This window comes from Ochrobactrum sp. C6C9, from assembly GCF_022627935.1.
GTDB classification, from domain to species: domain Bacteria; phylum Pseudomonadota; class Alphaproteobacteria; order Rhizobiales; family Rhizobiaceae; genus Brucella; species Brucella teleogrylli.
In genome coordinates this window covers 156,756-177,444 of the sequence record NZ_JABXGB010000005.1, presented here as the reverse complement: position 1 = coordinate 177,444, position 20,689 = coordinate 156,756, and the positions used below count along the sequence as shown (strand labels likewise).

Sequence of the window (20,689 nt, the reverse complement as noted above, 5' to 3'; positions counted from 1 at the left end):
TCAGGCCAGCGTATAGGCCGTCTTGACCGTCGTGTAGAACTCGGCGGCATAGCGGCCCTGCTCCCGCGGACCGTAGCTCGAACCCTTGCGCCCGCCGAATGGCACGTGGAAATCGACGCCGGCGGTGGGCAGATTGACCATCACCATGCCCGCTTCCGAATTGCGCTTGAAATGGGTCGCATATTTCAGGCTCGTCGTGCAGATGCCCGACGACAGGCCGAAGCTCGTATCGTTGGCGGTGGCAAGCGCTTCTTCATAATCCTTGACGCGGATGACCGAAGCGACCGGGCCAAAGATTTCCTCGCGGCTGATGCGCATCTGGTTGGTGGCCTCGGTGAAGAGCGCTGGCTGGAGATAGAAGCCCGGCGTTTCGCGGTTGAGGCGTTCGCCGCCAAAGGCAAGCTTCGCGCCTTCCTTGCGGCCGATCTCGATATAATCCATGTCCTGCTGAAGCTGGCTTTCATCCACGACCGGGCCGATATGCGTGCCCTGCTTCAGGGCATTATCGACCACGACGCCCTTCAGCCTTTCGATGGCGGCGGCGACGAACTTGTCGTGGATGCCTTCCGTCACGATGATGCGCGAGGATGCCGTGCAGCGCTGGCCGGTCGAGAAGAAGGCTGAATTGACGACGGATTCGACCGCGACATTGAGATCGGCATCATCCAGAACAACGACCGGGTTCTTGCCGCCCATTTCCAGCTGGAAACGGCGGTTATGCTCGATGGAGGCGGCAGCAACGCGCTTGCCCGTGCCGGTCGAGCCGGTGAAGGTCACGGCCTGAACATCGGCGCTGTCCAGAATGGTCTGACCGACAACCGAGCCCTTGCCCATGACGAGGTTGAGAACGCCCTTCGGCAGTCCGGCGCGGTGCAGGATATCGACAATCGCCCAAGAGCAGCCCGGCACGAGGTCGGCTGGCTTGAAAACAATGGTGTTGCCATAGCAGAGCGCGGGCGCAATCTTCCAGGTCGGAATGGCGATCGGAAAATTCCACGGCGTGATGATGCCGACGACGCCGACCGGTTCACGGGTGACTTCAACACCGATGCCCGGACGCGCCGAAGGCAGCGTTTCACCGGCAAGGCGCAAGGCTTCACCTGCGAAGAAATCGAAAATCTGGCTGGCGCGGGTGGTCTCACCAATGCCTTCGGCCAGCGTCTTGCCCTCTTCGCGCGACAGGAGACGGCCAAGCTCGTCCTTGCGCGCCAGAATTTCGTCGGCAGCCTTACGCAAAATTGCGTGGCGCTCCAGAATGCCGGAACGCGACCAGGCCGGGAAAGCGGCCTTTGCAGCGGCAATCGCAGCTTTGGTGTCGTCGGCGGTGGCCCGGGCATAGGTGCCCACCACATCGTTGGTGTCAGACGGATTGATATTGGCAATGCCGTCGCCGCCAACCCACTCGCCAGCGATCAGATTCTGATGAATTGTCATGTAACTCTCCCGTGAATTCCCGATATCGGCCGTGCGGCACTGATATATCTGACCTCCATTCGCGCAGCGAACAGGCGAATGCAAGGGCGCAAGCGCTTGTAACAGAAAAATTGAAAAGTATTACTTTTAAAATTCAGAAATTCGAAAACTTGCAAAATTGCCACACCCCGCCCCTTGCAGACTAGAAATTGCATTTTGGGCCTTGGCAAATGGGTTTGCTCATTTATTGTGCAACCATCTGAAACACTGGCAAGAGGTATGAGATGCGTGTCCATTACCCGTTCCCAATGGTGCCCAGTGTTTTCGCGGGCGCTTCTAACCGCTAGGTCCGCGGCCCACCCGGCAGGCTGACCTGTCCGCTCCTTCGGAGCATCTTTCCAAACCATCGCTGTTCGCGGCTCCTCCGGGTGCCGATCGTTTTGTTTTTCTCAATCAAGGGCCAGTTTCTGCGCGCGAGCACAGGCTGGTAATATGGATATGACTCGGTTTCGTCTCGATTTCCGGGGGCCTGCGTTCCGCAATGTCCTCGGCTACACTTTCAGCCATTGGCGAAGTCAGCCCTTGCGGCTGGCGCTGATGATAATCGGCATGCTGCTTGCAACAGCCGCAGATGTCTTGACCCCGCTCTATTCCGGACGGCTGGTGGATGCGCTTTCGCTAAGCGGCGACAGCGCCTGGAACAGTGCAATCGAAGCACTGGTGATCTTGCTTGCACTCGGCGCGCTGGCGCTGATCACCCGCCAGCTGACCTTCTATGTCATCACCGACTTTACCTTGAAGATCATGAGCGACATGGCGGCAAGTTCGTTCCACAAGTTGCAGCGGTTTTCGACCGACTGGCACGCCAATGCCTTTGCTGGATCGACGGTGCGCAAGGTTTCGCGTGCCATGTGGGCGCTCGATCTGCTCAATGACACGCTGATCATCGCCCTGCTGCCATCCTTGCTGATGCTGCTTGGCTCGGTTGCGTTGCTGTCGTGGTATTGGCCGTTGATGGGCTTGCTGGTTGCAATCGGCTCTGTGCTATTCATCGTCTGCACGATTGTGATTTCGCTCGGCTTCGTTGCGCCTGCCGCAACATTGGCCAATAGCTGGGACACGCGCATGGGCGGCTCGCTGGCCGATGCCATCTCCTGCAACGCTGTCGTGAAGGCATTCGGCGCGGAAAGCCGCGAAGATCTTCGTCTCTCGAAGGTCGTTACCAAGTGGCGCAGTCGCACGCGCCGCACGTGGCTGATCGGCACGCTGAACGGCTTCATCCAGGGCGCGAACCTTTTGGTTATGCGCGGCGTTGTTATTGCCTTTGCGCTCTATCTGTGGAGCCAGGGCAAGGCCACTGCAGGCGATATCACCTTCGTTCTGACGGCGTTCTTCATGCTGCAGGGCTATCTGCGCGATGTCGGCATGCATATCCGCAACCTGCAACGGTCGGTCAACGACATGGAGGAACTGGTCGAGATCGAAGCACAGACCTATGGCATTGCCGACAGGTCTGGCGCGCCCGCTATCAGGATCGGCGCTGGCGAGATCACCTTCGATCACGTCACCTTCCATTATGGCAACCATGAAGCCGCGCTTTACCGCGACTTCTCGGTCAAGATCGATGCGGGCGAGCGGGTTGGCCTTGTCGGCCATTCCGGCTCCGGCAAGACCACCTTCGTCAAGCTGATCCAGCGGCTTTACGACGTTAATGACGGCGCCATCCGCATTGACGGCCAGACCATCGCCGACGTGACACAGGCGTCACTGCGCTCGCAGATCGCCATCGTGCAGCAGGAGCCGATCCTGTTTCACCGCACGCTGGCCGAGAACATCGCCTATGCCCGCCCCGGCGCGACGCAAAGTCAGATCGAGGAAGCGGCACGCCTTGCCAGCGCGCATGACTTCATCATGCGGCTGCCGAAGGGCTATGCGACACTGGTGGGTGAGCGCGGCGTAAAATTGTCGGGCGGCGAACGCCAGCGCGTGGCCATCGCCCGGGCGTTTCTCGCCAATGCGCCGGTTCTGATCCTCGACGAGGCAACGTCCAGCCTCGATTCGGAATCGGAAGTGCTGATCCAGCAGGCGATGGAACGCCTGATGGTCGGGCGCACCACGCTCGTCATCGCGCACCGACTTTCGACGGTGCGTGCACTCGACAGGCTGCTGGTCTTCGACAAGGGTCGCATCATCGAGGAAGGCGACCACGACGCGCTGATCCGCAAGCCGGGCGGCATCTACCGCCGTCTGTTCGAACGGCAGGCGCTGGAACTGACCAAGGGGCTTGAGGACGTCATTTAAACGACGATTATCGTCAGCACTTGAAGAATAGGGCCGGAAGCAATTCCGGCCCTATTTTTGTTGGGCTTTTTCCATTCATTGTGCGTTCAGATCACGTCCGGTATCACCCGCCGCTCAACCGTGGCTTGACATTTCCATGACAGAAATGTGACACGAAATTTCTCACAGGAAGAAATGGTAGCGAGTAAGGCATGTCTGGAGTAGTGGAAAACGCGGGCGAACGTCGCTGGAGCGATGCTGCCATTTTCGGCGCTTCGCATGTTTCCTGGCCTGCGCGTGTTGCCTGGGTTGCTCTTGCTTCCATTGTCCTGTCCGTTCTTCTGGTTTTCTCCGTTGAATGGATTTTTCGCGGTTCCTTTGCCGAAACGATTGCGTTTTTCCGCACGCCGCACAAGCCTGCATGGACGACAGTTGCCTTCTTCGTTGTGGTGCTGACCGCCAGCGACGCGATTTTCGGGCGCATCCATTACGGGCTTTTCGTGGTGGGGCCGCTGGCGCTGATCGCCGCCGCCACTGCGCGGGAGAAAAGCCTTTATCTCGGCGACCCGCTTTATCCGAGCGATTTTCTCTATGCCCGCCAGATCGTCGATCTGCTGCCGCTTCTGGTGCGTGAACGCCCGTGGAGCGCTGTCGGCATCGCCCTTCTCCTGCTTGCCAGCGCAGCACTTTTGATTGCCGCGAGCCTTTTCTGGTGGCGTCGTTTCGACCGCATTCCGTGGAAAGGCCGCGTGCTTCGTCTGGCCTTCGCGCTGCCGCTGCTGGCGTGGTTCGCCTTCATTTCCGATTATTCCAGCTTTTCGCTGGCGCGTGACCGCCTGCGCGTTCTGCCCATCATGTGGGATCAGAAGGAAAATTACGCGCATAATGGTTTCACCATGGCCTTCATCCTGAATGTGCCGATGGCAACCGTGTTTGCGCCGGAAGGCTATTCGCCGGAAGCAATTGCCTCGATCGAGCCGCCCGCGCAGCTCATTCCCGCAGCACTTGAAACCGGCAAACCCGACGTCATCATGATCATGAGCGAGTCCTTCTGGGACCCGACCCGCCTGCCGGGCGTGGCGTTCAGTGCTGATCCGATCCCGACCGTGCGCGCTGAACAATCCGGCCATGTGTTCTCGCCGGAATTTGGCGGCATGACCGCCAATGTCGAGTTCGAAGCGCTGACCGGTTTTTCCAAGGCATTCCTGCCTTCCGGCAGCATTCCCTATCAGCAATATGTCCGGCGTCCGCTGCCTTCGCTCGCGAGCTTCTTCAAGGAACAGGGCTATGCAACCCGGGCGATCCACCCCTATCGCCAGTGGTTCTGGAACCGCGGTCCCGTCTATGAAAATATGGGCTTTGACAAGTTCATGTCCGAAGAAAACATGCCGCCGCTGGAAAAGCGCGGCATGCTCGCCTCGGACGACGCGCTGACCAGCGAGATCATTCGCGAGGCGGATGCGCAGGAAGATCCGTTCTTCTTCTTTGCTGTTTCGCTGCAAGGCCACGGTCCCTATGAGGCCAACCGCTATCCGGATTCGAAGCTCGACGTGCAGGCCGACGCCAGCGACGCTGTGCGCCAGTCGATCCGCACCTATTCACAAGGCGCGATGGATGCCGACGCCAGCCTCTCACGCCTGATGGACTGGGCGTCAAAGCGCGAACGCGAGACCATTCTGGTATTCTTCGGCGATCACCTGCCGCCACTCGGCCCCGTCTATACGGAAACCGGCTTCATGCAGGAACGTGTTGCAAGCCGCATCGCGCCTGCTCGCGACATGCTTCTCCAGCATGAAACGCCGCTGGTGCTGTGGTCGAACAAGCGCGGCGCGGAACGCGGTACGGGCACGATCAGCCCGGCATTCCTGCCAATGCAGATACTCGAAATGGCCGGGATGCAGCATCCCTATTACACCGGTTTCCTGCGCCAGCTGCATGACCAGTATCGCGTCGTCGATGCGCATGCCGTGTTCGATAGCGATGAAAATGCCGATGAAGGCTGGCAACAGCGCCCGCCTTTTGCGCCCCTGCTGCGCGATTACCAGATGCTGCAATATGACATGATCTTCGGCAGTAGTTACGCGCGAGACCGGTTTTTCCCCGTGCCATCCCAAAGCTGAAAGCTATACAGGGGCCTTGCCGGCTGACTGACGAATGATCAGCTTGTAATCGATCTTCCGGGCAGGCGAAATCTGGCCATTTTCGATATGGTTCAACAGCATATCCGCCGCCCCGCGCGCCATTTCGAAAATCGGCTGGCGCACGGTGGTGATCTGCGGCGATACCATGCTGGCAATCGAACTGTCGTCGAAACCGACCACGGTAATATCGCCCGGAACAGACAGTTTGTGGTCATGCGCCATCTGCACCACGGCTGCCGCCATATCATCATTGGATGCGAAGATCGCCGTTGGACGATTTTCGAGTGACAGAAGCTTCTTTCCGGCGACCAAACCGCTGGCGAAGCTGAACCCGCCCTGCGCCTCATAATCCGGATTGCGCTCGATCCCCGCCGCGTCCAGCGCCTTCCGGTATCCGGCAAGCCGCAATTCGGCGGAGCGGTGGGTCGGGTCGCCGATGATGATGGCGATCTTCCGATGACCGAGTTTCAGAAGATAGTTCACCAAATCGACGGCTGCGGCCTCGTCATCGATTGAAATACTGTCGGTTGGATGTACATTGACATCGCCCGCCACGCGCGCAAAGGGCATGGCCGAAGCGGAAAGTTCCTGCAAAATTTCCGGATCGTCCGACATGGGCGGCGTCACGATGATGCCGTCGAGGCCCGATGCATGGGCGGTTTCTATCAGTGCACCGCGAATATCGGCGCGGTTCTCGACCGGAAAAATCAGCAGGCGATAGCGCGTTCCGCGCAGGCGTTCCAGCGCGCCCATCTGCAATTCGGCGACATAGCTGGAACTGGGATTTTCGAAGAAAAGACCAATCAGATGCGAGCGGCGTTCCACCAGATTGCGCGCCGCCGCATTGGGCCGATAGCGCAGCTCCTGCCCCACTTCGCGCACCTTTTCGCGGATCGCCTCGCGCACATTCGGTTCGTCGTTATAAACGCGTGAAACGGTCTTGATCGACACGCCCGCCAGACGCGCCACATCGTGTATCGTCGCTCTCTTACCCGTTGCGGCCATGTAGAATCGACTTCCTCCCCGAAGAGCCTGCTTTTATTTTACGCACATCTTGCCCGAAAACCGCTTCACACTTTTCGGGATGTGCACATTTTTACTGCGCACATCTGATCCGAAAACCGTTTCACACTTTTCGGGATGTGCTTTGGATATCTTGTTCGCCGGATAACGAAAAGGCCAAAGCTTTCAGGGAACGGAACATATGCGGGATCGCGTCAGAAAACGCACCTCCCGCCCATTATCGAGCGAGAACATGCCCCCGCGCCCCGGAACAACATCGATGATGAGTTCGGTGTGCTTCCAAACTTCATATTGCGGGCCGCTGATATAGACCGGCGCGCCGCCAATCTCGCCCAGCTTCACATCCGTATCGCCAATGACGAATTCGCCCTGCGGATAGCACATTGGCGAAGAACCATCGCAGCAGCCGCCCGACTGATGGAACATGATCGGCCCATATTCGGCCTGCAATTCACGAATAAGCTTGAGAGCGTCGGGGGTGGCGCTGACTTGCCCCTTGCCGTTGTCCTGCTCGCCCCTTTGCGGGTTTTCTTGCAACATTTTCTCCTCCCTCGCATGCAAGCGGGCGAAACAGGTCCGCCCGCTCGGAACTTACAGAGTCGATCCTGCACGCTTTATTGCGTCAGATCCATCACGACACGGCCTTCAATATTGCCCTTGCGCATGTCATCGAAGATGGAGTTGATATCTTCCAGTTTCTCGGTGCGGATGGTTGCCTTGACCTTGCCGTCGGCGGCGAAGTCGAGCGATTCCTGAAGATCAAGGCGAGTGCCGACGATGGACCCGCGCACGGTGACGCCGTTCAGCACCATGTTGAAAATCGACAGCGGAAAATCGCCCGGCGGCAGGCCGTTCAGCGATACCGTGCCACCGCGCGCCACCATGCCGAGCGCCTGTTCAAAGGCGATCGGCGAAACTGCCGTCACCAGTACGCCTTGCGCGCCGCCATCGGTTTCCTTCTTGATATAGGCTGCCGGATCATTGTGCGTCTTGGCATTGACCGTCACCGTCGCACCAAGCTTGCGGGCAAGGTCGAGTTTCTTGTCGTCGATATCGACGGCCGCAACATTCATCCCCATGGCCTTGGCATATTGCACCGCCATATGGCCAAGACCGCCGACACCGGAAATCACCACCCAGTCGCCCGGTTTGGTGTCGGTCACCTTGAGGCCCTTATAGACCGTGACACCGGCACAGAGCACCGGGGCGATCTCGTTGAAATCGATATTTTTTGGCAAATGGCCGACGAAATTCGGATCGGCCACCACATATTGCCCAAAGCCGCCATTGACCGAATAGCCCGTATTGAGCTGTTCCTCGCAGAGTGTTTCCCAGCCGCCGAGACAGTGGCGGCAATGACCGCAGGCCGTGTAAAGCCATGGAACGCCAACGCGGTCGCCTTCCTTCACATGCTTGACGCCAGCCCCCACGCCCGACACGAAACCAACGCCTTCATGACCCGGGATAAATGGTGGATTGGGCTTCACCGGCCAGTCGCCTTCGGCGGCATGAAGATCGGTATGGCAGACGCCGGAAGCCTGAATGGCAACCTGAATCTGACCCGGTCCCGGCTCAGGTATCGGCACTTCGTCGATTGTCAACGGCTTGCCAAATTCTCGTACCACTGCCGCTTTCATTGTCTTGGCCATAAAGTCTCTCCTTCGTTATCGAATTGAGTTTCTTTCAAGCTGTTCCCCGATGCGGGACGGAAGAAATGTAGTCGGAAATATGGTGCACCCTGTTGCCGCGTCCAGCCAGCCGCGTGACACTTATGGGCCGAAAGGGTCGCCCGGGCATTTTCGCCCAGGCCCCTTCGACAGTCCCCTTGGGAGGGTGAACTGATACCGTTCTTCCAACGCAATACTGACATGGAAGACGGGAATGCTCTTTGATTAGACGCAATGCGGAGACATCTTCTCCGCATTGAAACGCGCGATATTCAGACCTCAGAAAAAACCAAGCTTTTTCGGGCTGTAGCTGACGAGCATGTTCTTGGTGTTCTGATAATGCTCCAGCATCTTCAGGTGATTTTCGCGACCGATGCCCGACTGCTTGTAGCCGCCAAAGGCCGCATGGGCCGGATAGGCGTGGTAGCAGTTGGTCCACACGCGGCCCGCCTGAATGGCGCGACCGAAGCGATAGGCGCGTGTACCGTCACGGGTCCAGATACCGGCACCCAGACCATAGAGCGTGTCATTGGCAATCGACAGCGCTTCCGCATCGTCCTTGAAGGTTGCAACAGACACGACCGGTCCAAAAATTTCTTCCTGGAAGATGCGCATCTTGTTGTTGCCCTTGAACACGGTCGGCTTGACGTAATAGCCGCCCGCCAGATCGCCCGGCAGGACATTGCGCTCGCCGCCGGTCAGCACTTCGGCGCCTTCCTGACGGCCGATATCGAGATAGCTGAGGATCTTCTCAAGCTGCTCGCTCGATGCCTGCGCGCCGATCATCGTTGCCGGGTCGAGCGGATCGCCCTGCACGATGGCTTCCACACGCTTCAGCGCCTTTTCCATGAACTTGTCGTAGATCGATTCATGAACCAGCGCACGGCTCGGACAGGTGCAGACTTCACCCTGATTGAGCGCGAACATGACAAAACCTTCGATGGCCTTGTCGAGGAAGTCGTCATCTTCGGCTGCGACGTCCTTGAAGAAGATGTTGGGCGACTTGCCACCAAGTTCCAGCGTGACCGGGATGAGGTTCTGGCTGGCATATTGCATGATGAGGCGGCCAGTCGTGGTTTCGCCGGTGAAAGCGATCTTGGCAATGCGCGGGCTGGATGCCAGCGGCTTGCCTGCTTCGAGACCGAAACCATTGACCACATTGACCACGCCTGCGGGCAGCAGATCGCCGATCAGTTCCATCAGGACGAGGATAGAGGCCGGGGTCTGTTCTGCGGGCTTAAGCACCACGCAATTGCCAGCGGCCAGCGCCGGGGCCAGTTTCCACACCGCCATCAGGATCGGGAAGTTCCACGGAATGATCTGGCCGACAACGCCCAGCGGTTCATGGAAGTGGTAGGCGACCGTGTCGTGGTCGATTTCCGAAATGCCGCCTTCCTGCGCGCGAATGACACCGGCGAAATAGCGGAAGTGATCGACGGCCAGCGGAAGATCGGCAGCGGTGGTTTCGCGGATCGGCTTGCCGTTGTCCCATGTTTCGGCGGCAGCGAGCGCAGGCAGGTTTTCCTCGATGCGATCAGCAATGCGGTTGAGGATCAGCGCGCGTTCGGCAACGCTTGTGCGACCCCATGCTTCCTTGGCGGCATGAGCGGCATCGAGCGCGGCTTCAACATCCGCCGCGTCGGAACGCGCGACTTCGCACAGAACCTGGCCATTGACCGGTGAGGTATTTTCAAAATAGCGACCCGACTTGGGTTCGACCCATTTGCCGCCGATGAAATTGCCATAACGTTTGGCAAAAGCCGGCTTCACCGTCCGGCTGAATTCAACCTTATTCATGACTTCCTCCCGAGTTAACGCCGCTCCTACAGCGCTTCAACAGGGAGGATCGCGCGATAGCGGGGAAGAGTCATCCCGCCATTCCATGCTCGCAAGATCATGTGTCGCAATATTGAGACAGTTGCGTCAGATGATTTTGCCAGCAGTTCAATGAGGGCGAATGATCTTGAGACGGTTCAGCTTGCGATGCAGCGTCGCCCGGCTGATGCCCAGAAGCCCTGCGGCGGCGGAAATATTCCCTTCCGCGCGGGCCAGCGCCCGCAGGATGACGCCGCGTTCCGACTCCGCCATATCCTCGCGCGGATCGGCATTCCAGCCGAGAATATCGGCAGCAGGCAGCGGGCCCGCCAGCGCCGCATCGTCAAGGCCGAGCGCCAGACGCGCAGCTCGTGTCGCGCCGATTACCAGATCGTCCTTGTCGACCGCGATCAAGGCGCCGCCGCTGCGGTCCACACTGGGCGCAAGCATGATGCGCGCCTTTGGAAAAGCCTGCCGGAAATTTTCCGCCTCTATCCGGCGCGCCGCGTCGATCACCGCCACCGAAATGAGCTGCGCAAAGGCTTCCGTCAGATCGGAGCGGCAGGATGAAACATCGAGCGCGGCCATGAGGCGACCCTGATGATCGTGGATCGGGGCCACCGTGCAGGACAGTCCGACATTGCGCGAATGAAAGTGCTGGTCGCGGTGAATGGTCAGCGCGCGCTGTTCGACAATACAGGTGCCGATACCGTTTGTGCCTTCGCTTTCCTCGCTCCATACCGCGCCCGTCCAGAGGCCCCAGCGATAGAAGGTGTCGTCATCGCTGGCCGCCCCGCGCCGCTCGACCGGCACGCCTTCGCTATCGGCCAGAAGCACGCAGCAGCCGACACCGCCGACCGCCAGGTAAAGGCGATCCATGCTGGCCTGCGCCACGCTGACCAGCCGCTCCACCCGCTCATGCGCGGTGCGGAATTCGCCTTCGGAAAGTGTGCGCACCGCACCGGGGGCGGCAGGATCGAGCTTGTGCAATTCGGCAGAACGCTGCCACGACGCCACCAGCGCCGAGCGGGCCGACCCGCCGGTGTGGATTGCGGACAGAATACGGTCCGCATGAACCCTTTCTTGCGGTGCACCCATCTTTCTCCTCCCAGGAAGGCTGGAACCGCTGAATTCGTCTTGAACATGCCCGAATGCAGCACCGCTGCGCAGTCTTGCCGGAATGCTCGTCAATGAATAATGGCTTTTTCCCCCACAACTGGCAAGCGCATCATCGAAACGACGAAAAAACGGCCCGGCGGAGATAGCCGCCGGGCCGCAAGGTCAACTGATGGGAGGTCTGTATTGTCAGGGGTATGCGCCTCGTGAGAGACGATTGCATGAACGGTGCGGAACCAATCTAAGTGATGACACCCGGACAAAAATACACCAGTCCGAGTGGTATCGGGAGGAAACGATCAGCATCCGCACCGCATTCATAAAGTACTGTTTTAAAATTTTCAAGTATAAAAAGTCTTTAAGTACATTAGTAAACTATCACGTCAAAGAATAATTGAAAATTACAAACATTTGATTGCGATTAAGCGCCAGCAACAAATCGGGATTGCATTTTTTCTTCGTCTTGCAGGTAATTATTCAGTCCCTCTACTTCTGCCGCATTCAGACGAAGGCCGAGTTTTGTGCGCCGCCAAAGGATATCCTCTGCCGTGCAAGCCCATTCATTTTCAATGAGATAGGTGACTTCCGCCTCATAGAGATCGGCGCCGAAATGGCGACCAAGATCGGCAAGTGATGCGGCCTTGCCAAGCAGGTGATGGACGCGCGTTCCGTAGAGCCGGAACAGGCGACGCGCATGGTCTGGCGACAGAAATGGATAAGCCGACTGTATTTTCCGTAACTCGCTTTCGAAAGCAACTTCCTGAAAATCCCCGCCCGGCAGCGCTGCCCCATGGGTCCACGGCGCGCCCTTTTTGCCCAGATGATGTTCGATTTTTTCCATCATGTGCTCGGCAAGTTTGCGCGCAGTCGTCAGCTTGCCGCCAAAGACATTGATCAGCGGCGCAAGACCGGCTGGCGCATCATCCTTCAGAACATAGTCGCGCGTTGCTTCCTGCGCCTTGCTGGCGCCGTCATCATAGAGCGGGCGCACGCCGGAATAGGTCCAGACCACATCTTCGCGCCGCACCGGCTCCGCGAAATATTCGCTTGCCGCCGCGCAGAGATAATCGGTTTCAGCCTCGGTGATCGCCACCTTGGCGGGGTCACCCTTGTAATCCTGATCGGTGGTGCCGATCAGGGTAAAATCATCTTCATACGGGATTGCAAATATGATGCGCCCATCATTGTTCTGGAAAAAATAGGAGCGTGGATCGGCAAATTTCTTGCGCACCACGATATGGCTGCCCTGCACGAGACGGACATTGTGCAGTTGGCGATCGCCCTCGACGCCCTGCAAAACCTTGTCGGCCCAAGGACCGGCGGCATTGACCAGCAGGCGGGCGCGAATTTCTTCGCGACGCCCAGTCTCCGTGTCCTCGACTGTCACCGTCCAGCCCTGGCTGTCGCGGCGCGCCGCCACAACTCTGGTCCGCGTACGGATCGACGCGCCACGGTCGGAAGCATCGCGCGCAGTCAGTGCCACGAAACGGGCATCATCGACCCAGCAGTCGGAATATTCAAATGCCTTGGTGAAAAGCGGCTTCAGCGGTTTGGCGGCGGCGTCGGTGCGCATATTCAATGTGCGTGTCGCCGGAAGTTTCTTGCGCCCGCCCAGATGATCGTAGAGGAACAGGCCCAGCCGCAACAGCCACGCGGGCCGCACGCCGCCCTTGTGATAGGGCAGCACAAAGCGCATCGGATGGATGATATGCGGCGCATTCGCCCACAGCACCTCGCGTTCCATCAGCGCCTCGCGCACCAGACGAAACTCGTAATGCTCCAGATAACGCAGGCCGCCATGGATCAGCTTGGTGGCACGGGATGAGGTGCCGCTCGCCAGATCGTTCATTTCCGCCAGGAAGACGGAAAAGCCGCGCCCAACCGCATCACGCGCAATGCCGCATCCATTGATGCCGCCACCAATAACGAAAATGTCGAATATGTCTTCCTGCGCCATGGCAAACCTTAAAAGCGGTTTCAGAGCGCTTGCAGCAGACAGACGCTCGAACATTCATTTTAGGGCGCGTGACAGCACGCGCCTCAGAAACACCAAAGCGAATATAAAACTATTTAATATGAAAGCAAAGCGAAAATAAACGAAACCGCCGTGCTTTGACTTCTCTCGCTGACTGTCTGAATCAAAAAACGGCAGGCCGTGGCGAAAATGGTGATTTCGAGAACCGGAGCGCAGCGTACTTTTTTGTACGTGAGCACCGGAAGCGCAGAAATTGCCATTTGCAGCCCGGCATGGCGGCTTTTGGATCAGACAGGGAGCGTTTCGATCAGCTCAACCTCATGTTCTGAACAAAGATCGCGCAGCTGCTGCGAGGTGCAACGGTCGGTGATGAAGGTATTGATCTGCGAAATATGGCCGATGCGCACCGGTGCGGTGCGTTCCAGCTTGGTGGAATCGGACACCAGAATGACGTGGCGCGCATTGGCGATAATCGCTTGTGCGACTTTCACTTCGCGGAAATCGAAGTCGAGCAGCGCGCCGTCCTCATCCATCGCCGACGCACCGATGATGGCGTAATCGACCTTGAACTGGCGGATGAAATCGACCGCCGCCTCGCCCACAATACCGCCGTCGGACGAGCGGACCACGCCGCCGGCGATGACCACTTCGATAGAGGTGTGCACGCGCAGCGTGTTGGCCACGTTGATATTGTTGGTGATGACCATCAGCTCGCTGTGATCGATCAGGGCATGGCTGACCGCTTCGGTCGTAGTGCCGATATTGATGAACAGCGATGCGCCATCCGGAATGATATCGGCTGCGGCCTTGCCGATCGATTCCTTCTCGCGGGCGGCGATCCGGCGGCGCGCCTCATATTCCATATTTTCCACGCCGGACGGATAGAGCGCGCCGCCATGGATGCGGCGCAGCAGCCGTGCGCGACACAGATCGTTGAGATCCTTGCGCACGGTCTGCGGCGTCACGTCAAAAGCCGCGGCCAGATCGTCCACCAGAACCTGCCCCTGTCGGCGGGCGAGTTCCAGAATTGCATTGTGACGAGGGGTAAGCTGCATTTTTTGCCCGCGCTGAGTTTGTTAGAATTGCGAGCCTGTAATGTCTCTGTTTTCGAAGAGAAAGCAACCGCCTTGCACATATGCTGGACGTCTGAAACCGCTCAATCGTCTCCCAGGCCGTTATTGTACATATTGTGCAGCTTGCAGGCCACTTCGGTCCGGTTGGCGGCGCCGATCTTGCGCATGATGTTATGAACATGCGCTTTCACGGTGCCTTCGCTCATGCCGAGTTCGAAAGCGATCACCTTGTTGGAGCGACCGATACGAATCGCATGAACCACCTCGATTTCGCGCGCCGTCAGCAATTCGCCCAGCGCATCCTCGTCAATATCGGGCGGCGGCGCTTTGACAGCCATGGAGGCTGGAATATACATGCCGCCCGCGCTCGCCAGATGGATCGCCTCGACGCAGACCCTGACATCGACGGAGGTTGGAATATACCCCCTCGCGCCAATTTCCATGGCCCGCACGACCTGCGCCCATTCCTCCCGCTCGGCGAGAAGCACAATCGGCGATGGCGCCCACATCTCCACGAGAGATCGAATTTCTTCGGAAAAGAACGGATCGGCAAGCCGCTTGGCCCCGATATGCAGCAGAATGACGGCGCTTCCGCTGAAAAGCTTTGCCTGCTCGATGGACGCATAGCACGTCACCGGCATTTTCAGCCCATTCATCAGGAGCCCGTTGAAAAGGCACTCCCGCTCCAGATTGCTCTTGCACACAAGCAGCAGATGGCGATCACTGTTCGGCAGAACGCCGACACCGACCGCTCCATTATCTCTATCTTCCGGTACAGCCCACAGGCTGGCACCCCTTGCATCCAACATCGGCGCGTCTCCCCGGCACGAAGGTTACTTACTCCTACACAGTGATCCGCCGTTCCCGCCGTCACAGGTTCGGTATTTAAATTATGCTTATGACTTATATTAACGAAATTCCCCCATCCAATGGCCCAATATTGCTACCTCGCAGCAATCGTGTCATTAATTTATGTTAGCAAGTACGAAAATTTATCTTGTCCGTAAGAGCGACTTAAACAATAGGAAGATATAAAACTATATCTTTCGTTTAGTGCGGAAGTGTTATGCATAGTGGTAGAGGCATCGCGGCACCTTCCGTGGGGGCGCTGATCGACTTGTTGGAATCTTCGCCGATTCTGGCGGACCTCGACGCACATGCCATTGGTGCTTTGGCTTCGCTTGTCGTCACCGAGAACAGTTTTACCTCCGATACCATCATCATCGAACAGGGCGAGCGCGTCAGAAACGTGCATATGGTCGTGTCCGGCTGGGGCTGTGTCTATCGCGACCTGTCCGGCGGGCAAAGGCAGATCATCGACTTTCCGATGCGGTGCGATTTCATCGGCCTTCGCACCGCCGACGGCTATAGCTACAATACGATATCGGCCATTACGCCGATGAAAGTCATTGAAATTCCAGTGGCTTCGCTTGAAAGCGCCATTCGGCGCGTGCCACGTCTGGCGATGATCTTCATTGAGCTTTTGTCACGACAGCGCGCCATGCTGATCGAGCATCTCACCAATGTCGGACGCCGCAGCGCCTATGTCCGCACCGCGCATCTGCTCCTGGAACTGTCTGACCGGGTCAAGGCCAGCTGCGTCGATGATCCCGATTCCTATTATTGTCCGCTGACGCAATATCAGCTGGCCGATGCGCTTGGCCTGACGCCGATCCACCTCAATCGCATGTTGCGGGATCTGCGCGAGGAAGGGCTTGTGCTGTTCCGTTCCAACCGGGTCGAGATTCTGGATCGCGCGCGTCTGGTGGCGCTTGCCGAATATGACGGCGAATTCATGCGCATGTCGGTTTTCGGTCGCCAGCAATAGAAAAATATGTGCGAAGGGAAGAGTTTCTGGAAAAATCGGGAACAGCTTCCAGCATCTGAATGGTCGGAGTGAGAGGATTCGAACCTCCGACCCCCTCGTCCCGAACGAGGTGCGCTACCAGGCTGCGCTACACTCCGAACCAGTCGGTCGCAGCCAGTGGCGCAACCGTTGAGGCGGCTTATAACGCTGCATTTTTGATGCCGCAAGTGCATGACGCAGTTTTTTTGCCGCCACACTCAAACCTGCTCATAAATGTCACAGGATCAGAGCACTTCCGCCGGAAAGACGGGCGTAAAGCCCGCGCCATAGGCGACGAAATGCGGGTTGGCGAAGCCCTTCACGCCCTGTCCGGCGCGCTGGCCATAAGCGAACGGCTTGCCGTCAAGGGTGGCGGTCATGCCGCCTGCGGCACGCAGCACAGCGTCGCCAGCCGCCGTGTCCCATTCCATGGTCGGGGCAAAGCGCGGATAGATATCCGCCTCACCGCGCGCGATCAGACAGAACTTCAACGACGAACCGACCGAAACATGGCCGGAAATCTGATTTGCCTGCAAAAAGCGCTGGGTTTCGGGCGTGTTGTGCGAACGGCTGCACACGGCAATGCGTTCCGCGGCACCTTCCCGCGCTCGGATTGCACGCCGGCGGGCAATCTTGTGATCCGCAGTGGTTTCCGCTTCCTCGGCGCGGTTGCCCGTGCCGGTAAAAAGCAGATTGCGCGCCGGGGCATAGACGATGCCCGTGACCGGCACGCCATCTTCGATCAGGCCGATATTGACTGTGAAATCGCCGTTGCGCAGCAGAAACTCCCGCGTGCCATCCAGAGGATCGACCAGCAGAAAGCGCCGTCCGATATGGGCTGGAAGGCGGCCCGCGGAAACCTCCTCCTCGGCCACGACCGGAATATCGGGCGCGACCGACGAAAGTGCGGCAAGGATGATCGCCTCGGCGGCGCGGTCTGCTTCCGTGACGGGCGATTCATCCTTTTTATGTTCGACGGCGCAGCCATCGACATAATGCTTCATGATGACCCGGCCAGCCTCAAGCGCTGCTTGTTCAAAAACGGCCAGCAGGGCTGCGCCATTCGGGTCTGCTTTGGGAGAGGCTGGAATGTTCATCGCTCAGATCGACCAGGAATCGCTACCATAACTGCCGATGATACCACGCTCGGCCAGATACTTTTCTACTTCCGCGACCAGTTCGTCAACATTGCGCCCCGTCGTATCGAGGCGCAGTTCCGGCGAGGCTGGCGCTTCATAAGGCGAATCGATGCCCGTGAAGGACTTGATTTCGCCACGCAGCGCCTGCGCATAAAGACCCTTTGGGTCACGCGCAATGCATTCCTCAATCGGCGTATCGACGAAGATTTCAATGAACTCCCCTTCCGGCAGCCGCGCGCGAACCGTGTCGCGCTCCGAGCGGAACGGGGAAATGAACGAAACCAGCGTGATCAACCCGGCATCGGCCATCAGCCGCGCCACTTCGCCGACGCGACGGATGTTTTCCGCCCGATCCGCATCGGAGAAACCAAGATCGCTGTTGAGGCCATGGCGGACATTGTCGCCATCGAGCAGATAGGTGTGCTTGCCCAGCGCGTGCAGGCGCTGTTCCAGCCGGTTGGCGATGGTGGACTTGCCCGATCCCGAAAGGCCGGTGAACCACAGCACCGCTGGCTTCTGGAATTTCTGCGCGGCCCGCGCCTTTCCGTCGAGGTCGAAAGCCTGCAAATGCACATTGGTTGCCTGACGCAGCGCGCTGTCGATCATTCCGGCACCAACGGTCGCGTTGGACACCCGGTCGATCAGCACGAAAGCGCCGGTGACGCGGTTCTCGGCGTAAGCGTCGAACACAATCGGGTCGGCCGTCTGGAGGTGGCACAAGCCGATCTCGTTGAGGTCCAGATGGGCCGCATCCTCACGGGCGAATGTGTTCACATCGGTCCGATATTTGATCTCGCTGACCGTCACCGGCGTCTGGTCGGTTTCGGTGCGCAGGAGATAGGACCGTCCGGGCTGCAAGGCGTCCTCGCCGAACCAGACGATATTGGCTGCGAAACGATCCGCCACTTCCGGCCGTGCTTCCGCGCCGACCAGCATATTGCCGCGTGAAACTTCGATCTCGTCTTCCAGCACCAGCGTGACGGCCTGTCCTTCCGAGGCGCGGGGCAGATCGCCATCATAGGTCGCGATGCGCTTTACCCGCGACTGCTTGCCGGATTTAGCCACGACGACCGTGTCGCCTGCCGCAATCGAGCCGGAAGCTACCGTGCCGGAAAAACCGCGAAAATCGAGATTGGGCCGGTTCACATATTGCACCGGAAAGCGGAATGGCCTGGCTGCTGTTTCCGTATCGATGCGCACGGTCTCCAGATGTTCGAGCAGATGCGGGCCGTCATACCAGTCGATACGCGGCGACAGGCTGGTGACATTGTCGCCATAGCGGGCCGAAAGCGGGATCGGCTGGATACTGGCAAAACCGAGATCTTTGGCGAAGCTCATATAATCGGCAACGATGCGGTCGAAGGCCTCTTGCGAGAAATCGACAAGGTCGATCTTGTTGACCGCGAGCACGATATTGCGAATGCCGAGCGCCGAGGCAATGAAGGAATGGCGGCGCGTTTGCGTCAGAACGCCCTGCCGGGCATCGATCAGCACCACGGCCAGATCGGCGGTCGAAGCCCCCGTCGCCATATTGCGCGTATATTGCGCATGGCCCGGCGTATCGGCGACGATGAACTTGCGGCGCGGCGTGGAAAAGAACCGATAGGCGACATCGATGGTGATGCCCTGTTCGCGCTCGGCCTCCAGACCGTCAACCAGAAGCGCGAAGTCGAAATCGTCATCTGTCGTGCCGAATTTGCGGCTGTCATTCTTAAGCGCTGCAAGCTGGTCTTCGAAGATCAGCTTGGTGTCATAGAGCAGACGCCCGATCAGCGTGGATTTGCCATCATCGACGGAGCCGCAGGTGAGAAACCGCAAGAGCGTCTTGCGCTCCTGATCGGCCAGAAACTCGGTCACCGCTGCGCTGGTTACGGAAGGCTTCAACACGGCATTCATCAGAAATAGCCCTCGCGCTTCTTCTTTTCCATGGAACCGGCTTCATCGCGGTCGATGGCACGGCCCTGACGTTCCGACGTGCGGGCGATCAGCATTTCCTCGACAATATCCGAAAGGCTGGAGGCGCTGGATTCAATTGCCCCGGTCAGGGGATAGCAGCCAAGCGTGCGGAAACGCACCAGCCGGTCTTCCACCTTTTCACCATCGCGCAGCTTCATGCGGTCGTCATCGACCATGATCAGCATGCCGTCGCGCTCCACCACCGGACGGCGGGCGGCGAAATAGAGCGGCACGATGGGGATGTTTTCCTGCAGGATATATTGCCAGATATCGAGCTCGGTCCAGTTGGAGAGCGGGAAGACGCGGATCGATTCACCCGCCGCAACGCGCGTATTGTAAATCTTCCACATTTCAGGCCGCTGGTTCTTCGGGTCCCAGCCATGCTGCGCATTGCGGAATGAGAAAATGCGCTCCTTGGCGCGGGATTTTTCCTCATCGCGACGCGCGCCGCCAAAAGCCGCATCGAACTTGTACTTGTCGAGCGCCTGCCGCAGACCGACTGTCTTCATGACATGGGTATGGACATTCGAACCATGGGTGAATGGGCCGACGCCCTCGCGCACGCCATCCTCATTGATATGTACCAGCAGCTCGAAACCCTTTTCGCGCGCCTGTGCGTCGCGGAATTCGATCATCTCGCGGAATTTCCAGGTCGTATCGACATGGAGAAAGGGAAAGGGCGGTGGTGCGGGATAAAACGCCTTCATCGCCAGATGCATCATGACCGACGAATCCTTGCCCACCGAATAGAGCATCACCGGATTGGAGAAGGTTGCTGCGACTTCGCGAAAGATATGGATCGCTTCTGCTTCGAGACGTTGCAGATGCGTCAAATTCTTGGTCAGGGATGCATGATGCACGACATTAACTCCCGGAAACCGGATAGAGACGAGAAAGCAGGATTACGGTTCTGACGGAGCGAAATCGGCACCCTGGCTAAGTTGCGCGCATTGTCGTGAAAAGAAGCCGAAAAGTGAAAGAATGCTTTCGCGTATTCGCGATTGCCTGCGCCAAAAACTTGCAGTCTTTCGCACAAGGCCGGAACAAACTTGCGCCGCCGGCAAAAAGTGAAATTTGGCGTAAATGTCGGAAAATCCTACTAAAATTGTGATATTTAGCAGTTTTGGAGCGTTCACGCCGGGCAAATTCTTGCTCAAAAGAGCGGCCACCGCCGGGCATCTTCTGCCGCGCGCGATAAGGATGGAACGGTTTTTGGAGGGAGATTTTTGAAAGCACCCAACGGGC

General features: G+C 58.4%; 15 protein-coding genes and 1 tRNA gene. 3 read left to right on the top strand and 13 right to left on the bottom strand.

Annotated features, from left to right (window positions below; all coding sequences use genetic code 11):
• On the bottom strand, positions 1-1,434 hold the full coding sequence (locus HWD97_RS05820; RefSeq protein ID WP_371834865.1) for an aldehyde dehydrogenase family protein: 1,434 nt from the start codon (positions 1,432-1,434) through the stop codon (positions 1-3).
• A gap of 477 nt (positions 1,435-1,911) precedes the next feature.
• On the opposite strand from HWD97_RS05820, the gene HWD97_RS05815 reads away from it, so the two are divergent.
• Positions 1,912-3,714 (top strand): ABC transporter ATP-binding protein, encoded by a 1,803-nt coding sequence (locus HWD97_RS05815; protein WP_121537452.1) that lies wholly within the window; start codon positions 1,912-1,914, stop codon positions 3,712-3,714.
• A gap of 191 nt (positions 3,715-3,905) precedes the next feature.
• Complete coding sequence (locus tag HWD97_RS05810) at positions 3,906-5,813, top strand: LTA synthase family protein (RefSeq protein ID WP_121537160.1); 1,908 nt, start codon at positions 3,906-3,908, stop codon at positions 5,811-5,813.
• Positions 5,814-5,816: 3 nt separating this feature from the next.
• Here HWD97_RS05810 and HWD97_RS05805 read toward each other — a convergent pair whose 3' ends face one another.
• The 8 genes from HWD97_RS05805 to HWD97_RS05770 all read right to left on the bottom strand — a co-directional run bounded on the left by HWD97_RS05805 (position 5,817) and on the right by HWD97_RS05770 (position 15,312).
• Positions 5,817-6,839: a LacI family DNA-binding transcriptional regulator gene (locus tag HWD97_RS05805; RefSeq protein WP_109368217.1), complete on the bottom strand. Its 1,023-nt coding sequence runs from the start codon at positions 6,837-6,839 to the stop codon at positions 5,817-5,819.
• Between the two features lie 183 nt (positions 6,840-7,022).
• Complete coding sequence (locus HWD97_RS05800; RefSeq protein WP_109368216.1) at positions 7,023-7,397, bottom strand: DUF779 domain-containing protein; 375 nt, start codon at positions 7,395-7,397, stop codon at positions 7,023-7,025.
• Positions 7,398-7,471: 74 nt separating this feature from the next.
• Entirely contained in the window at positions 7,472-8,506 is a 1,035-nt protein-coding gene (gene adhP, locus HWD97_RS05795; RefSeq protein WP_121537158.1) for an alcohol dehydrogenase AdhP, read from the bottom strand.
• Between the two features lie 297 nt (positions 8,507-8,803).
• A complete protein-coding gene (adh, locus tag HWD97_RS05790; protein ID WP_109368214.1) occupies positions 8,804-10,321 on the bottom strand; it encodes an aldehyde dehydrogenase in 1,518 nt (505 codons plus the stop codon).
• 147 nt (positions 10,322-10,468) lie between these two features.
• Complete coding sequence (locus HWD97_RS05785; protein WP_109368213.1) at positions 10,469-11,437, bottom strand: GAF domain-containing protein; 969 nt, start codon at positions 11,435-11,437, stop codon at positions 10,469-10,471.
• 439 nt (positions 11,438-11,876) lie between these two features.
• The gene (gene glpD / locus HWD97_RS05780; protein WP_121537450.1) at positions 11,877-13,412 is read right to left on the bottom strand and encodes a glycerol-3-phosphate dehydrogenase; all 1,536 of its coding nucleotides are present in this window, start codon (positions 13,410-13,412) and stop codon (positions 11,877-11,879) included.
• 305 nt (positions 13,413-13,717) lie between these two features.
• The gene (locus HWD97_RS05775; protein WP_109368212.1) at positions 13,718-14,485 is read right to left on the bottom strand and encodes a DeoR/GlpR family DNA-binding transcription regulator; all 768 of its coding nucleotides are present in this window, start codon (positions 14,483-14,485) and stop codon (positions 13,718-13,720) included.
• A 101-nt stretch (positions 14,486-14,586) separates the two neighbouring features.
• On the bottom strand, positions 14,587-15,312 hold the full coding sequence (locus tag HWD97_RS05770; protein ID WP_109368211.1) for a response regulator transcription factor: 726 nt from the start codon (positions 15,310-15,312) through the stop codon (positions 14,587-14,589).
• Positions 15,313-15,569: 257 nt separating this feature from the next.
• Here HWD97_RS05770 and HWD97_RS05765 point away from each other — a divergent pair, with 257 nt between their 5' ends.
• Positions 15,570-16,331, top strand: a complete 762-nt coding sequence (locus tag HWD97_RS05765) for a Crp/Fnr family transcriptional regulator (protein ID WP_371834864.1) — start codon at positions 15,570-15,572, stop codon at positions 16,329-16,331.
• Between the two features lie 60 nt (positions 16,332-16,391).
• Here the strand turns inward: HWD97_RS05765 and HWD97_RS05760 are convergent.
• From HWD97_RS05760 to cysD, 4 genes are all read right to left on the bottom strand, one after another.
• Positions 16,392-16,468: transfer RNA gene (locus HWD97_RS05760), tRNA-Pro, on the bottom strand.
• 126 nt (positions 16,469-16,594) lie between these two features.
• Positions 16,595-17,446 carry a 3'(2'),5'-bisphosphate nucleotidase CysQ gene (cysQ, locus tag HWD97_RS05755; RefSeq protein WP_121537154.1) on the bottom strand — a complete coding sequence of 284 codons (852 nt, stop codon included), beginning with the start codon at positions 17,444-17,446 and terminating at the stop codon, positions 16,595-16,597.
• 3 nt (positions 17,447-17,449) lie between these two features.
• On the bottom strand, positions 17,450-19,384 hold the full coding sequence (cysN, locus tag HWD97_RS05750; RefSeq protein ID WP_371834863.1) for a sulfate adenylyltransferase subunit CysN: 1,935 nt from the start codon (positions 19,382-19,384) through the stop codon (positions 17,450-17,452).
• Positions 19,384-20,304, bottom strand: coding sequence for a sulfate adenylyltransferase subunit CysD (gene cysD, locus HWD97_RS05745; RefSeq protein ID WP_140024441.1), 921 nt, complete (start codon positions 20,302-20,304; stop codon positions 19,384-19,386). Before cysD ends, cysN begins: the two co-directional genes overlap by 1 nt.
• Positions 20,305-20,689: the final 385 nt, after the last annotated feature.

What these genes read in the sequence shown, in the direction of transcription:
- cysN (WP_371834863.1), bottom strand. Translation starts at nt 19,384, where the DNA reads ATGAATGCCGTGTTGAAGCCTTCCGTAACCAGCGCAGCGGTGACCGAG.
- HWD97_RS05765 (WP_371834864.1), top strand. Translation starts at nt 15,570, where the DNA reads ATGCATAGTGGTAGAGGCATCGCGGCACCTTCCGTGGGGGCGCTGATC.
- glpD (WP_121537450.1), bottom strand. Translation starts at nt 13,412, where the DNA reads ATGGCGCAGGAAGACATATTCGACATTTTCGTTATTGGTGGCGGCATC.
- HWD97_RS05820 (WP_371834865.1), bottom strand. Translation starts at nt 1,434, where the DNA reads ATGACAATTCATCAGAATCTGATCGCTGGCGAGTGGGTTGGCGGCGAC.
- adhP (WP_121537158.1), bottom strand. Translation starts at nt 8,506, where the DNA reads ATGGCCAAGACAATGAAAGCGGCAGTGGTACGAGAATTTGGCAAGCCG.
- HWD97_RS05770 (WP_109368211.1), bottom strand. Translation starts at nt 15,312, where the DNA reads ATGTTGGATGCAAGGGGTGCCAGCCTGTGGGCTGTACCGGAAGATAGA.
- HWD97_RS05800 (WP_109368216.1), bottom strand. Translation starts at nt 7,397, where the DNA reads ATGTTGCAAGAAAACCCGCAAAGGGGCGAGCAGGACAACGGCAAGGGG.
- HWD97_RS05815 (WP_121537452.1), top strand. Translation starts at nt 1,912, where the DNA reads ATGACTCGGTTTCGTCTCGATTTCCGGGGGCCTGCGTTCCGCAATGTC.
- cysQ (WP_121537154.1), bottom strand. Translation starts at nt 17,446, where the DNA reads ATGAACATTCCAGCCTCTCCCAAAGCAGACCCGAATGGCGCAGCCCTG.
- HWD97_RS05775 (WP_109368212.1), bottom strand. Translation starts at nt 14,485, where the DNA reads ATGCAGCTTACCCCTCGTCACAATGCAATTCTGGAACTCGCCCGCCGA.
- HWD97_RS05785 (WP_109368213.1), bottom strand. Translation starts at nt 11,437, where the DNA reads ATGGGTGCACCGCAAGAAAGGGTTCATGCGGACCGTATTCTGTCCGCA.
- HWD97_RS05810 (WP_121537160.1), top strand. Translation starts at nt 3,906, where the DNA reads ATGTCTGGAGTAGTGGAAAACGCGGGCGAACGTCGCTGGAGCGATGCT.
- HWD97_RS05805 (WP_109368217.1), bottom strand. Translation starts at nt 6,839, where the DNA reads ATGGCCGCAACGGGTAAGAGAGCGACGATACACGATGTGGCGCGTCTG.
- adh (WP_109368214.1), bottom strand. Translation starts at nt 10,321, where the DNA reads ATGAATAAGGTTGAATTCAGCCGGACGGTGAAGCCGGCTTTTGCCAAA.